This window comes from Pseudomonas kairouanensis, assembly GCF_004682055.1.
GTDB lineage: Bacteria > Pseudomonadota > Gammaproteobacteria > Pseudomonadales > Pseudomonadaceae > Aquipseudomonas > Aquipseudomonas kairouanensis.
In genome coordinates this window covers 120,805-133,607 of the sequence record NZ_QUZU01000014.1, presented here as the reverse complement: position 1 = coordinate 133,607, position 12,803 = coordinate 120,805, and the positions used below count along the sequence as shown (strand labels likewise).

Annotated in this window: 15 protein-coding genes; 7 read left to right on the top strand and 8 right to left on the bottom strand. The window is 59.6% G+C overall.

From position 1 onward, the window contains the following. Positions 1 to 78 precede the first annotated feature (78 nt). Positions 79 to 2,136, bottom strand: a complete 2,058-nt coding sequence (locus DYL59_RS14005; RefSeq protein WP_135289721.1) for a methyl-accepting chemotaxis protein — start codon at positions 2,134 to 2,136, stop codon at positions 79 to 81. A gap of 265 nt (positions 2,137 to 2,401) precedes the next feature. Between DYL59_RS14005 and DYL59_RS14000 the strand changes: the two genes are divergently transcribed. Next, positions 2,402 to 2,914, top strand: a complete 513-nt coding sequence (locus tag DYL59_RS14000) for a M35 family metallo-endopeptidase (protein WP_135289720.1) — start codon at positions 2,402 to 2,404, stop codon at positions 2,912 to 2,914. 76 nt (positions 2,915 to 2,990) lie between these two features. Next, the gene (locus DYL59_RS13995) at positions 2,991 to 3,455 is read left to right on the top strand and encodes a hypothetical protein (protein WP_135289719.1); all 465 of its coding nucleotides are present in this window, start codon (positions 2,991 to 2,993) and stop codon (positions 3,453 to 3,455) included. A 46-nt stretch (positions 3,456 to 3,501) separates the two neighbouring features. On the opposite strand, the gene DYL59_RS13990 is transcribed toward DYL59_RS13995, so the two are convergent. Beyond that, a complete protein-coding gene (locus DYL59_RS13990; RefSeq protein ID WP_135289718.1) occupies positions 3,502 to 4,041 on the bottom strand; it encodes a pesticin C-terminus-like muramidase in 540 nt (179 codons plus the stop codon). A gap of 163 nt (positions 4,042 to 4,204) precedes the next feature. Between DYL59_RS13990 and DYL59_RS13985 the strand changes: the two genes are divergently transcribed. The 3 genes from DYL59_RS13985 to DYL59_RS13975 all read left to right on the top strand — a co-directional run bounded on the left by DYL59_RS13985 (position 4,205) and on the right by DYL59_RS13975 (position 5,980). Further along, positions 4,205 to 4,588 (top strand): Mor transcription activator family protein, encoded by a 384-nt coding sequence (locus tag DYL59_RS13985; protein ID WP_135289717.1) that lies wholly within the window; start codon positions 4,205 to 4,207, stop codon positions 4,586 to 4,588. 82 nt (positions 4,589 to 4,670) lie between these two features. Beyond that, positions 4,671 to 5,366 (top strand): DUF2589 domain-containing protein, encoded by a 696-nt coding sequence (locus DYL59_RS13980; RefSeq protein WP_135289716.1) that lies wholly within the window; start codon positions 4,671 to 4,673, stop codon positions 5,364 to 5,366. Positions 5,367 to 5,425: 59 nt separating this feature from the next. After that, positions 5,426 to 5,980, top strand: a complete 555-nt coding sequence (locus DYL59_RS13975) for a DUF2589 domain-containing protein (protein WP_135289715.1) — start codon at positions 5,426 to 5,428, stop codon at positions 5,978 to 5,980. 138 nt (positions 5,981 to 6,118) lie between these two features. Here the strand turns inward: DYL59_RS13975 and DYL59_RS13970 are convergent, their stop codons facing one another. From DYL59_RS13970 to DYL59_RS13960, 3 genes are read right to left on the bottom strand one after another with little or no spacing between them, the layout of a single operon-like run. After that, positions 6,119 to 6,418: a DUF3144 domain-containing protein gene (locus tag DYL59_RS13970; RefSeq protein WP_135289714.1), complete on the bottom strand. Its 300-nt coding sequence runs from the start codon at positions 6,416 to 6,418 to the stop codon at positions 6,119 to 6,121. 28 nt (positions 6,419 to 6,446) lie between these two features. After that, positions 6,447 to 7,142, bottom strand: a complete 696-nt coding sequence (locus tag DYL59_RS13965) for a tRNA (adenine(22)-N(1))-methyltransferase (protein WP_135289713.1) — start codon at positions 7,140 to 7,142, stop codon at positions 6,447 to 6,449. 5 nt (positions 7,143 to 7,147) lie between these two features. Beyond that, positions 7,148 to 7,858 carry a FadR/GntR family transcriptional regulator gene (locus DYL59_RS13960; RefSeq protein WP_135289712.1) on the bottom strand — a complete coding sequence of 237 codons (711 nt, stop codon included), beginning with the start codon at positions 7,856 to 7,858 and terminating at the stop codon, positions 7,148 to 7,150. A 339-nt stretch (positions 7,859 to 8,197) separates the two neighbouring features. Between DYL59_RS13960 and DYL59_RS13955 the strand changes: the two genes are divergently transcribed. After that, positions 8,198 to 9,559 (top strand): MFS transporter, encoded by a 1,362-nt coding sequence (locus DYL59_RS13955; protein ID WP_135289722.1) that lies wholly within the window; start codon positions 8,198 to 8,200, stop codon positions 9,557 to 9,559. 18 nt (positions 9,560 to 9,577) lie between these two features. Then, positions 9,578 to 10,903 carry a glucarate dehydratase gene (gene gudD, locus DYL59_RS13950; protein WP_135289711.1) on the top strand — a complete coding sequence of 442 codons (1,326 nt, stop codon included), beginning with the start codon at positions 9,578 to 9,580 and terminating at the stop codon, positions 10,901 to 10,903. Positions 10,904 to 10,978: 75 nt separating this feature from the next. Here gudD and DYL59_RS13945 read toward each other — a convergent pair whose 3' ends face one another. From DYL59_RS13945 to DYL59_RS13935, 3 genes are all read right to left on the bottom strand, one after another. Next, positions 10,979 to 11,347, bottom strand: coding sequence for an addiction module antidote protein (locus tag DYL59_RS13945; protein WP_135289710.1), 369 nt, complete (start codon positions 11,345 to 11,347; stop codon positions 10,979 to 10,981). A 1-nt stretch (position 11,348) separates the two neighbouring features. Then, the gene (locus tag DYL59_RS13940; RefSeq protein WP_238340684.1) at positions 11,349 to 11,600 is read right to left on the bottom strand and encodes a type II toxin-antitoxin system RelE/ParE family toxin; all 252 of its coding nucleotides are present in this window, start codon (positions 11,598 to 11,600) and stop codon (positions 11,349 to 11,351) included. A 199-nt stretch (positions 11,601 to 11,799) separates the two neighbouring features. Beyond that, the gene (locus tag DYL59_RS13935) at positions 11,800 to 12,699 is read right to left on the bottom strand and encodes an MBL fold metallo-hydrolase (protein WP_238340683.1); all 900 of its coding nucleotides are present in this window, start codon (positions 12,697 to 12,699) and stop codon (positions 11,800 to 11,802) included. Between the last annotated feature and the right edge of the window lie 104 nt (positions 12,700 to 12,803).

The window sequence follows — 12,803 nt, the reverse complement described above, 5'->3', positions numbered from 1 at the left end:
AATACGGTGTGTCAGTCAACCCATTGAAGTGACTGACACACCGCCTTCGCGAGCAAGCCCGCTCCCACAAGGGGGTACTCAGCTCAGGCGGAACCTTGCGGTGTTATCACTTAGGGCCTGGCTACCCTTGCTCAAGGTATCCGCCGCCCGATTAACCGCACGCGCGCCATCCAACAAGCGCCCCGCCGCTTGGTCCACCTGCTGGATGTTGCCGCTCACTTCGTCGGCCGTCGCCGCTTGCTCCTCCACCGCCGTGGCGATCTGCGCCAAGGTATCGGTGACGTTTTGCACCGCGCCGGCAATCTCGCCCAAGCGTGCGCCCAGCCCAGTGACGGACTCGGCATCGGTCAGCGCTTGTTCGCACGCGGCGCCCATTAGGGTGACCGCCTGGCTTACCGTCGCCCGCAGGCTGTCCACGGTGCCGGCAATTTGCGCAGTGGAGGCCTGGGTGCGCTGGGACAGGCTGCGCACTTCATCGGCCACTACCGCAAAACCCCGGCCCTGCTCGCCCGCGCGGGCGGCTTCGATGGCGGCGTTCAGTGCCAGCAGGTTGGTTTGCTCGGCGATGCCGCGAATGGTGTCGACCACCGATTGGATCTGCTGGCCCTGCTGGCTCACCTGCTCCAGCGCGTGAGCGGTGTCGGTCAGGCGCTGGTTGAGTTGCTGGATGCTGGCCGTGGTGCGTTGGCTGTCGCGGCTGCTGTCTTCGGCGATACGCCGGGTCTGCTGGGCGCTGCCCGAGGCTTGTTCGCAGCTTTTGGCGACGCCCAGTGACGTGGCCGCCAACTGGGTGGCGGCGGCGGCAATCTGACTGATTTGCTGTTGCTGGTCTTCGACGTCGGTGAGGGTGCTGCCCGACTGCGAATTGAGGGTGAGCACCGCCGTGCCCAATTGCTGCGTCTCGTGGTTGACCCCCATCAGGCTGGTGCGCAACTGCATCACCGCCACGTTCAGCGCGGTGCTGATAGCCGCAAGTTCATCGCGCCCCTGCACCGCCACTTCCACGCACAGGTTACCGTCACGCAGGGACTCGGCCAGGGTAGTGATACCGCTGGCACTGCGGCGGATGGAGGCTTGCAGGCATACGAACAGGTACAGCGCGGCCAATGCCAGCAGGCTGAAGGTTGCCGCCACGGGAATGATCTGCTGCAGCGAGCGATCGTGGTAATAACCGAGCCGCGCGTCCAAAGAATTCAGCGACTGGTTACGCAGCGCACCCAGACCGTCGAGCATGGCGTCCACACTGCCTTCGAACGCCGCCGTGTCGAGCTTGATGGTGCCGCCGAACACGCCGTCATCAAGCACTTTGAGCTCGTTGTCCAGGCGTTGCAGGCTGTTGTCGTACTGCGTGGTCCACGCCTCGATGCCGGCGTATTGCTTGGCCTTGAGGGACGCAGCAGCCTTGTACAACTGGTCCCGCGCATCCCCCATGCGGCCGCGCAAGTCGCGCATTTGCAAGCGGCTTTGCAGGGTGAACTGCCCAGAAGCGATGGACGATTGACCCACGCTGGCCATGCGGCCGATACGCTCGATCAGGTCGGGGGTTTGCTGGGTGGAAATCTGCATCAGCAAGTAGGTTTCCAGCCAAGGGTCGAGGATCAGGCCGGAGTCCAGAGTGATCTGTTCGCGCAGGGTTTGCATGGCGGTCAGGGCAGCGGTGAAGCGGTCGTAGCCATCCGGCCACCAGCCCACGGTGCGCAGGGAGGCAGAGTCCATGCCCTTGACCGTGGCTTGCAATGCCTCGAAACGGGCCAGGGTGTCGGCGCTGGCGTTCTGGGTTTTCAGGGACTCGCCCAAGGCCTGCAGGCTTTGCAGGATCAGCGGGAAACTCGCATCCACTTTATCCATGGCCGCCTTCGCCGCCGGCGTAGGAGCGTGCATGATATCCGCCGCTTTCCAGCGTGCTGCCAGGTTGCGTTGGGCGGTCAGTTGGCCGTCCAGCGCGTCCATGGCCAGCAGCTGACGCACGCCGGACTGCTCGCGGGTGATCACGCCGAGCTTGTCGCGGTAGTCCGCGCCGATCATCCACAGGCTGCCCGCCAGGGGCAGCATGAACAGCAAGAACAGAATCTGGAATTTGCGTGCAAAGCCAAAACGCCCCAGCAGGCGGATACCCGGTGATAAAAGGCTGTGCATGTACGACCACTCCCCAAAACAACCTAACGGCAAAACGCCATGTCATTGATTGCTAAGGGACAAGCAAGATGTGGGCCGCTAGCGTTCTCCCATGAAACCGGCGGTTCGGGGATGCTGGGGCGGCGTTGCGTGCGCGAAAATGGGGCGTTATAACTCACCGATGGGCGTGCCGGTAACCCAGAGGGAACGGCGGAATAACTTCCTGCTGAATACGCAGCTTACAGCCCCTCACACTGAAATCTCCAAACACCCACGGAGATTTATCATGCCTCGCAAACTCAACCCTATCGAACAAAGAACCTTCCGCGCCGCTCGATATGCAGCCCTGCGCTCATTGCAGTACACCATTGCGCAATTGAGAAATGGCCATGCTGGCGTAGCTCAACGCTGGATGGCCCTCGACCATCCCGAAGACCTGAATTTTCTTGCGGACGGTCTGCAGCGGATTTTCGACGCGCTACAGGCAATCCATCAAGACCGGATCTTTTGTGAACCGGGGGTCAACTGGTATGCCGAAGTCAACCCCAACCAAACACCCCATGCAATCACGTTGGGAGAGCGCTTCTTCACGACGTCGACCTACGGCACTGACTCGCGCGCAGGAACACTGATCCATGAAACCAGCCACTTCAGGAATGTGCTGCGCACCAACGATCATGCCTACGGCGTTGAGCAATGCCTCGAACTCGTGGAGCAGGCAGAGCAATCCGACGATAACCTGCGCAAAGTCATCAAAAACGCCGACAACTGGGAATACCTGGTGGAACACAGCTATTGAGTAACGACCGACGCGCTCGAAAAAAGCCTGTTTTCGAACAGGCTTTTTTCCATCCCACCTTTATCAGGAGTTGACCATGGAACATCGACTATTGATTAACACCGTGCTCGCTGCGCTGTACATATTGGCGGCACCTGTACACGCACTAGACACTGCGCAAGTCGAACCCCAAACCTTAAAAGAATACGCCTTCACACTGAACGCCCATGCCAGTAAGTTTCAGTGGCAGCAATTATGGAAAGCCACACGCACAGCCGGTTATTTCCAAGATGATTCCCGAACTTACTTTACCGTACCGATGGCACAAATACCCGACCTGGTGTCTACCGTATTAAGCGATGCAACAAACGTAACGCCCTTTGCATCAACGCGCGCTACTTATCGCTATGACTTCGCGATAAAAGTGGGCCTGGACAACAAAGTCGTGGTGACTGCACTGTGCGTCGATGTGGACTGGCGCACCCTGCCTAATGGCACAGATGTTGAAGATGTGAACGCGATGCAGACTGTCAGTTTGTTGCTGGCCAAGCCGTGCCCTTGATGCGTGCAGCCACCCAAGATTATCTCGGGTGGCTGTCTCTTTGTGTTTACACCGCACTCGCCAACAAATCCGCTTCCTTACCGCGCCGCGTGGCATAACGATCACCAAAGTTTCGCAAGTTACTTTCGGCGGCTTTCCAGTCTGCAGCGACCACTTGCGCCCAGAACTTAGGCGTACGCACGGCCAGGTTGCCGTATTGGAACGCAACGGAGGCGATCACCGTTTGCATGGCGGCGGGTAACGCATCAAAGGGGCTTGCGGCGGCTTTGCTGTATTGGTCGGCCAAACGCTCAATAAATGGCGCCTTGTAGGCCTCATCGATCCTGCGGGCATCCTCGGCGCTCACGTTCAACGGCAACGTTTGCAGGCGCGCCACGGCTTTTGCGCCGATCAGGCCCAGGTAGGGCGCCAGCCGGTCACTGAGGTCCTGGGGCAACATATTCAGGTTTTTCTGCTGGCCCAGATCAAAGCCGGTGCCAATGGTCACGCCGCTGCGACTGTGTTCCGGGTCTGGCACATAACCGCGTGTGGCGGGCCCACCTTCAAGCTGGGCGATAAACGCCATATCAATCGAATGGTTGGACATGGGGAGTTTCCTCTTGGTTTAGGAAACTGCAGTCCACCACCCGTGCAGCGACACCTTCAGAAGGTAAAACTTCCTTATCTTCATAGGTAAAGTTTCCTACTGCTTATCGGCACTCATTACTTCCTAAGCTCTGACTAGCTCTCATCCCAAGGAGGTTAGGCCGATGGAACCGAAAGACTTGGAACACATAGATGTTCGACAACTCCCCCACTCTCTTCAGGTGCTGGTTGCCTGTATCGGTTTGGAAAATGCTTTTCGCCTGACGTGCGTGTATGGCGGCCGCCCCAAATACATCCCCAAACATGCCCAGCGCACGTCACTTGCACTGGTGCTGTCGCCGGAAGCTTTGCAGGCGCTGATAAACGATTTCGCGGGTATTTCCCTGGAGATACCGAAGTCCGACCATTTCTTTCGGCAAATCCGTAACCAGAACATTCAATTAAGTATTTCCGATGGCATATCGCGAAGTGCATTAGCCGAGAAGTATGGGTTGAGCCTTCGACAAATCGCCAATATCCGGCGCCAGGACGGCTGCATTCATCGGTAATTACTTCCTACTGAATCAGACAGTGCCGCATGGATAGATTGAAGTTGCGCACTTTCGCGCACTTACGATAAGGAAATTAACCATGGCAGATATTGATAAAGGTCTCATTGGAGGCGTGATCGCCGCCCTTCCTCTGGACAAGATGATCTCCGGCCCGTTGATGGCAATGATCCAGGCGCAAGTGGGCGCCAGCAAAGCCTATGCGGACTTTCTCATGGGCGTGTGTATCCAGGACGGCAAGGCCGTGTCGGTACAGTTCGACTATGACGAAACCCTCGTCGACGAACAGGGCGTGTACAAGGGCTCGGTCAGCAAGACCATGCGCATTCCTTTGCTGGCCGCGATCAGTCACCCCAACATCACCATCGAGCAAGGCAGCATCGAGTTTGAGCTGACCATCACTCAGATGGCTGAGGACACCAGCAGCACCAGCGCGTCCGGTAGCTTCAGCTCTTCTCTGGGATGGGGGCCTTTCAGTGTTTCCGTCAAGGGTGCCGCCAGTCATAAATCGGCCCAGACGCGCAAGAGCGATACCCGCGCACGTTACGAAATAAAGACCAGCATCGTTCGCCAGGACCCACCGGAAGCGCTGATGCGCGTCATCGATTTCCTCACCGATGCCGCCACCAAACCGGTCACCCTCCCAGACGCCAAACCCACCAGCGCAACAGAGTTGCCAAAAGCCGGGGTACTGCCTCTGCCTGACGCAAAACCTGACGCCAAACCCGAGGCAAAACCTGCGGCCAAACCCGCCGACAAACCCGTCGATAAAACCTGATAACCCCTTCGCCCCGCCCTCAGGACGGGGCAACCCACTTGACTTGAAAGGAACTCACCATGGCATTTTTTTCGCGTCCCAAGGAACCCATGTCGGCCAGTGACTTAAGCCACATTACCCGAGGGTTGCATCAGGCGGCGGCCGCGACGCATAACCTGATTGCCCAGCAGTACATCGCTTTGTTCGACCAGTTCTTTGACTACAACGTGGAAGACCTGGGCACGCCGATGAAGGCCAAGATGGTCGATATCGCCCTGACGCAGGGCCATACCATCAGCGTACCGCTGATCGCTCTGGTGGCCCCCAAAGGCTTGGCGCTGCACAAGATGGCTGTAGACCTGTCGGTAAAAATGCACAGCACCGAAGTGCAAAAAGCCAACCACACTCTGGAAAACGGCGACCTGCAAAGCGAGAAATTTTTCGTCACCTTTGGCACCAGCAAGCGCGAAGGCCACGATCGCGACCCCGACGAAGTACAGATCCGCATTGAGTTCAAGGCCTGCGAACCGCCGGAGGCGATCAACCGCATCATTGAGGAATACACCAACCTGATCAGCCCGACGGCGGTAGCCCCTGTGCAGCCGCCGCCAGCGCAAGCAGATCCCGCGCCTTGACCCGTATCAGTTGTGGGAGCGGGCTTGCTCGCGAAAGCGGTGTGTCAGCAAATGCATGTGGCGACGGACACGCCGCTATCGGGAGCAAGTCGAATCGTCGCACCGCCCCTTCCGGATTTTGACCTGCATCAGACCTGCTTATTCCGGGGCCTGTGAGGCACTGTACCGGCTGAAATTGTTGATTTGATCATCCAGGTTGTCCTCCAGCATCATCCGGTACTGGTCACAGAAGTACTTCAACATCGCCTCCCGTGCATCGGCCATTTCTGCGCCGGATTTGAAGTTGCGCGCACTGGCCCAGGCATTGAACCGGGTGGTGCCGAACATCATCGAGGCACTGACCTCGCCGAGGTTTTCGCAGGTCTTGAGCTGCTCGTTCGACAACTCGATATGCGCGTCGGCGCGGTCGTAAAAGGCTTGGTTGGTGGCGTCGGCCATTGCGGGGTTCCTTGGTGATAAAGGGTTATCAGGCCAGCAGCGCGGTGATCCACTTGATCTGCTGGTTGATGTCTTCAAGTTTGTCTTGCGCCAATGCCTGCTGTGCGCGCTCCAGGCCGGCCAGGGTTTTGTGTTTTTGACGAAGGAGGCGCTGCCACTTGGCAATAAACGCCGGGCTGCGAGCTTGCATTTGCAAAGGGCCAAAGTACAGCTGCTCAGCGCTGTAGACCACCGGCCCGGCGCGTTCGGCAAGGATGATTTCGTAGTAGAAACGGTTCTCGTGCAGCAGCTCTTCTTTGAGGATGGCGTAGCCGTTGTCCATCAACCATTGGCGCAGCGGTTGCTCACCGCCGTTGGGTTGCAGGATCAAGCGCTCGCGGCCACTCAAGTGCGCCTTGCCGCTTTCGAGGATGTCGCGAATCGTCTCGCCACCCATGCCGCAGATGCTGATCGCGGTGATGCCATCATCCGGCTCAATGGCCGCCAAGCCATTGGCCAGGCGCACGGTCACCTGGTGCTCCAGGCCATTGTCCCGCACGGTGCGCAGCGCCGCATGGAACGGCGTGCTCGCCACCTCCCCCGCCACCGCGGCCGTGATCAGGCCTCGGCGCATCAACGCCACCGGCAAATAGCCATGGTCCGAGCCGATATCGGCCAGGCGCGCACCGGCAGGTACGTTCGCCGCCACGCGCTCTAGGCGCATGGATAAAGTGTGTTCGTTCAACGGCCCTACTCTCCGGAAAATCGGTCGCGACTGTTGGTCAAGTGCAGCACCATCGCGGCGCGTGCTGCGTCGGGGTCCTGGCGTTTGATCGCGTTGAAGATGGCCTCGTGCTCCAGGTTCGCCAACTGGCCCAACTGGGCAAAGTCCGCCCCGCCCCGTTCAGCCCCTTTGACCTGGGTGCGCGGGATCATCGCGTTGCCCAGGTGCAGCATGATTTCAGTAAAGAAGGTGTTGCCGGTGGCTTCGGCGATCAGTTGGTGGAAGCGTTTGTCTTCTTCCACGCAACTGTCGTTGTTGGCCAGGGAAGCCTGGTAGTCGCTAAGCGCCTCGCGCATGCGGGCCAGCTGGTCGTCGCTCCTGCGCAACGCGGCCAGGGCCACGGCCTGTACCTCCAGGCCCAGGCGCAGTTCGAGCATGCTGCGCACGCTGGCCACGGTGTCGACGTTCAGGCGCAACCCGGATTGCGCTTGGGGCGCGAGCACGAAGGTGCCGATGCCGTGGCGCGTTTCCACCAGCCCTGACGCCTGCAACTTCGACAGCGCCTCGCGCACCACGGTACGGCTGACGCCATGCTCGGCAACGATGGTGGATTCGGACGGCAGTTTTTCGCCGGGTTTCAACTGGCCCAGCAGGATGCGCTGGGTCAGTGCGTCGACCACGCCTTGGGCCAGGTTGTTGGAACGTCGACGAACAGGGGGTTCGCTTTCTATGGGCATTGCTACGGGTCCACGGGGTTGGCTGGGTGGGAGCTTAACACCCTGCCCGAAGGCGAGGCGGCGCTGATTGAAAAAACCCACATCTTGTATGACAACTAATATTACAACCCGAATTGGCCACCCACGACACAACCCCACCCCACAGACCCTAACCTTTAAAAAAACCATGACCAAGCCCAGCAAATACTGACAAATAACCAAAACAACACAACCAAACAGCTGCTTATAAGAACAAATACACGCTTCCCCGCATTGCGGTTTTCAGAAACCAACTTGTATGATGTCTATCAACAAGACAAGCACACCCACATAAAAACAAATCAGGGGGAGTTTTGAATGGTGACTCATTCAGGCCATGCATCTGCCGCTTCAGAAAGAGATCCCGTCCTCGCGCGCGCCGTGCGCAAAGTGAAGAGCCATGTGCTCCCACTGTTCGTGATCATGTTCATCCTCAACTACATCGACCGGGTCAATATCGGCTTTGTGCGCACGCACATGGAGCATGACCTGGGCATCGGCGCAGCCGCCTACGGGTTTGGCGCCGGGCTGTTCTTCATCGGCTACGCCCTGTTCGAAGTGCCCTCCAATATGCTGCTGCAAAAGGTCGGCGCCCGTATCTGGCTGACCCGCATCATGTTCACCTGGGGCATCGTCGCCACGCTGATGGCGTTCATCCAGAACGAAACCCACTTCTACATCCTGCGGTTTCTGCTGGGGGTGGCCGAGGCCGGCTTCTTTCCGGGGGTGATCTACTACTTCACCCGCTGGCTGCCAGGGGTGGAGCGCGGCAAGGCCATCGCGATTTTCCTCAGTGGTTCGGCGGTTGCTTCGCTGATCTCCGGGCCGCTGTCGGGGGCTCTGTTGCAGATCGAAGGGTTCGGCTTTCACGGCTGGCAATGGATGTTTGCCATCGAAGGCCTGGCGTCGGTGGTGATCGGTTTCTTTGTGTGGTTCTGGCTCGACTCCAAGCCCCACGACGCCAAGTGGATGACGCGCGAAGAACAGGATGCGCTGGTAGGTGCCATCGACGCAGAGCAGCGCCAGCGTGAGGCGTTGACCAGCGTCAAACCGACCATTGGCAAGTTGCTCAAAGACCGGCAGATCCTGCTGTTCTGCGCCCTGTATTTCTGCATCCAACTGACCATCTACGCCGCCACTTTCTGGCTGCCGAGCATCATCAAAAAAATGGGCGACTTGAGCGACGTACAGGTCGGGTTCTTCAACTCGATCCCGTGGCTGATCTCGATCATCGCCATGTACGCCTTCGCCTCGCTGTCGGGCAAGTTCAAGTTCCAGCAGGCCTGGGTCGCGGCGGCCCTGTTGATTGCGGCGGCGGGCATGTTCATGTCCACCACTGGCGGGCCGATCTTTGCCTTTGTGGCGATCTGTTTTGCGGCCATCGGGTTCAAATCGGCGTCGTCGCTGTTCTGGCCGATCCCCCAGGGCTACCTGGACGTGCGCATCGCTGCGGCGGTAATCGCGCTGATCAACTCCATCGGCAACCTGGGCGGCTTTGTTGCGCCGACCACGTTCGGCTTTCTGGAGCAGACCACCGGCTCGATCCAGGGCGGCCTCTACGGCCTGGCAGGCACCTCGGTGCTCGCCGCAATCCTGGTGTTCTTTGCCAAGACCGCACCTACCGCCGCATCGAACTCACCCCGCGTTGTGCCGACGGGCACCGCCATCAGCAAACCACTCTGAACCCTTTAGGAACCTGCCATGACGACGCCTATCGTTACCCACTTCCAGGTCATTCCCGTCGCCGGCCACGACAGCATGCTGCTCAACCTCAGCGGCGCCCACGGCCCTTACTTCACGCGCAATATCGTCATTCTCAAGGACAGTTCGGGCAACACGGGCGTGGGCGAAGTGCCCGGTGGCGAACGCATCCGCGAAACCCTGGAAGATGCCCGCAGCCTGGTGATCGGCCAACCCATCGGCCAGTACCAGCGCATTCTCAACCAGATGCGCACCACCTTTGCTTCCCGTGATGCTGCCGGGCGCGGCCTGCAGACGTTTGACCTGCGCATCACCATCCACGCCGTCACCGCGATGGAAGCCGCCTTGCTTGACCTGCTGGGCCAGTTCCTCGAAGTGCCAGTGGCGGCGTTGCTCGGTGAAGGGCAGCAGCGTGATGCGGTGAAAATGCTCGGTTACCTGTTCTATGTCGGCGACCGCAACGCGACCGACCTGGCCTACCGCAATGAGGCCGACGCTGATGATGAGTGGTTTCGCCTGCGCCATGAAAAGGCCCTGACCGCCGATGCAGTCGTGCGCCTGGCCGAAGCCGCCAAAGCCAAATACGGCTTCAACGACTTCAAGCTCAAGGGCGGCGTACTGAGTGGCGATGCAGAAATCGAGGCGGTCACCGCCCTGGCCGAGCGCTTCCCCGACGCGCGCATCACCCTCGACCCGAACGGCGCCTGGTCCCTCAAGGAAGCCATCCGCCTGTGCCGCGACCAGCACAAGGTGCTGGCTTATGCCGAAGACCCTTGCGGCGCCGAAAACGGCTACTCCGGCCGCGAAGTCATGGCCGAGTTCCGTCGCGCCACGGGGCTCAAGACCGCCACCAACATGATCGCCACCGACTGGCGCGAAATGGGCCACGCCGTTCAGTTGCAGTCGGTGGATATCCCCCTGGCCGATCCGCACTTCTGGACGATGCAGGGCTCGGTGCGCGTGGCGCAGATGTGCAATGACTGGGGCCTGACCTGGGGCTCGCACTCCAACAACCACTTCGATATTTCCCTGGCGATGTTCACCCAGGTCGCGGCCGCTGCACCGGGTGAGATCACGGCCATCGACACCCACTGGATCTGGCAGGACGGCCAGCGCCTGACCAAGGCACCGCTGAAAATCGAAGGGGGGTATGTGAAGGTTCCGGCCAAGCCGGGCCTGGGGGTGGATATCGACATGGACGCCGTGGCCAAGGCCCATGAACTGTACAAGGGCATGGGCCTTGGGGCGCGGGATGACAGTGTGGCGATGCAGTTTTTGATCCCCGGGTGGACATACAACAACAAACAGCCCTGCCTGGTTCGATAAGCTAAAACAGCGCAATTCAAAAATGTGGGAGCGGCGGTGCGACGCTTCCACATTTGGTCCAGTGTCGGACTGAAGTCACGACTTGCCGGCAACCACTGGCGCCTTTTGAGTCGCAATCGGCTGCACCGTCAACTCCACCCCCAACGCCAGCATCAGCTTCTGGACCGTCTCGTAACGGGTTTTCGATCCGCCTTTGAGGGTCTTGTACAAGCTCTCCCGATTGACCCCCGCCGCCTCGGCCACCTTGTTCACACCTTGGGCCTTGGCCACTTCGGCCAGCGCTTTCATCAGTATCTGCGGGTCGTTGGACTTCATGCTTTGCGCCAGGTAAGCACTGATCACTTGCGGGCTGTCGAGGAAGCGCGAGGCTTCGTAGACGCGGGTGCCAGAGATGTCCAGATCGAGGATCGGCATGTCCTCGGGCTTGAATTTTGATTCACTCATTTCATTGACCTCTCAGGGCATCAAGGATCTCTTTTGCCCGTTTGATTCCTCGTTTCTGGTCGGTTTTATCGCTGCCCCACAGCATCAGGTAGGCAACGATCCCCACGCGTACAAAATAGATTCTGTAGCCGGGACCAACAAACACACGCATTTCACTCAGGCCGTCGCCTACCGGCTCGCAGTCGCCGAAGTTGTTTTCTTCGGCGCGGTCCAACCGGGTCAGCACCGCCGTTTTCCCGCACACATCCCTCATACCGTCGAGCTATGTATCAAACTCCGGCGTCCTGCCGATCACGTTGGTCACAGTGTCACCTGTAGCCTAGTGGCTACTCCTTGTAGTTGCTAGCGAAATTTCAGTTCCGGCGATGGCCGGTTAGAAAAACGTAGTCCAGCCCTAACAGGAGCAGCCGTTCGATTCTATTAGCGCTTGTTTCCCAAGCACTTGGCCACCCTCAAAAATCCCAAAACGCCGCCACCCAGCGGAACGCGTCCCCATCGGCCACCACCCGACCTACGGAGGGGAATGGCAAGTGAGTCGCCACAAACAACTCGCCACTTGCAGCTGCTTCGTTCATCAGCCGCACGCGAACACGCACCGACTCTTCAGGGTCGTGCTCGAAGCCGTTGTGCCAGTCGGGGTGTTCGAAGGCCACCGGGAACAGCGCGTCGCCGGCAAAGGTCAGCCGTTCGCCACCGGACGTCACATACACCACGCTGTGCCCCGGCGTGTGACCACCGGTCAGCTTGGCGACCACACCGGGCGCTACCTGCTGTTCATCGTTGAAGGTGTGCAGGTTGCCCTGGTACAGGGCCATGAATTGCTGGGCAGTGGCCCTCAGTACGTCGGGCACCGGCGCGGGCATGTCGGTGTAGGTGAAGTCTGGCGAGGCCCAGAAGTCGACCTCGATGGCAGCCACGTGGATGCGCACGTCGGGGCGCAGTTTGCTTTTGACCTCATCCACCAGCAGCCCGCCGATATGGTCCATGTGCATATGGGTGATCACAATGTCGGTCACCGACGACAGCGCGATACCGGCAGCCTCCAGGCGCTTGGGAAACTGCCCCGCCCGAGGGAAGCCAGGGAACTGCCCGCCCAGGCCGGCGTCCACCAAAATCACATGCTCACCGCTGCGCACCACCAGCACATTCAGTGCCCAGTCGAAGGCGTCCGGCCCCAGGAACATCTCCTTGAACCACGCGGCGCGGGCGGCGGGGGTGGCGTTGGTGGACATGGTCTGGGTCGGCAGCGGCAGCACGCCGTCACTGATGACCAGCACATCGATTTCACCGACGCGCACGGCGTAGCGCGATGGCACCAGTTCTTCGGTCGGGGCTTTGAGTAATGTGGTCATGGTCGCTCTCCTGGGTTTGCGGCGAGGGGATCGCCTGCAAAACAGTGTGCGACGGTGCATCAGGGCTCGGAACCATACATGGGTATAGCGCCCTCACACTTTGT

Excerpts from the sequence above, each read along its gene's own strand:
- DYL59_RS14005 (WP_135289721.1), bottom strand. The coding sequence starts at position 2,136 with ATGCACAGCCTTTTATCACCGGGTATCCGCCTGCTGGGGCGTTTTGGC.
- DYL59_RS14000 (WP_135289720.1), top strand. The coding sequence starts at position 2,402 with ATGCCTCGCAAACTCAACCCTATCGAACAAAGAACCTTCCGCGCCGCT.
- DYL59_RS13995 (WP_135289719.1), top strand. The coding sequence starts at position 2,991 with ATGGAACATCGACTATTGATTAACACCGTGCTCGCTGCGCTGTACATA.
- DYL59_RS13990 (WP_135289718.1), bottom strand. The coding sequence starts at position 4,041 with ATGTCCAACCATTCGATTGATATGGCGTTTATCGCCCAGCTTGAAGGT.
- DYL59_RS13985 (WP_135289717.1), top strand. The coding sequence starts at position 4,205 with ATGGAACCGAAAGACTTGGAACACATAGATGTTCGACAACTCCCCCAC.
- DYL59_RS13980 (WP_135289716.1), top strand. The coding sequence starts at position 4,671 with ATGGCAGATATTGATAAAGGTCTCATTGGAGGCGTGATCGCCGCCCTT.
- DYL59_RS13975 (WP_135289715.1), top strand. The coding sequence starts at position 5,426 with ATGGCATTTTTTTCGCGTCCCAAGGAACCCATGTCGGCCAGTGACTTA.
- DYL59_RS13970 (WP_135289714.1), bottom strand. The coding sequence starts at position 6,418 with ATGGCCGACGCCACCAACCAAGCCTTTTACGACCGCGCCGACGCGCAT.
- DYL59_RS13960 (WP_135289712.1), bottom strand. The coding sequence starts at position 7,858 with ATGCCCATAGAAAGCGAACCCCCTGTTCGTCGACGTTCCAACAACCTG.
- gudD (WP_135289711.1), top strand. The coding sequence starts at position 9,578 with ATGACGACGCCTATCGTTACCCACTTCCAGGTCATTCCCGTCGCCGGC.
- DYL59_RS13945 (WP_135289710.1), bottom strand. The coding sequence starts at position 11,347 with ATGAGTGAATCAAAATTCAAGCCCGAGGACATGCCGATCCTCGATCTG.
- DYL59_RS13940 (WP_238340684.1), bottom strand. The coding sequence starts at position 11,600 with ATGAGGGATGTGTGCGGGAAAACGGCGGTGCTGACCCGGTTGGACCGC.
- DYL59_RS13935 (WP_238340683.1), bottom strand. The coding sequence starts at position 12,699 with ATGACCACATTACTCAAAGCCCCGACCGAAGAACTGGTGCCATCGCGC.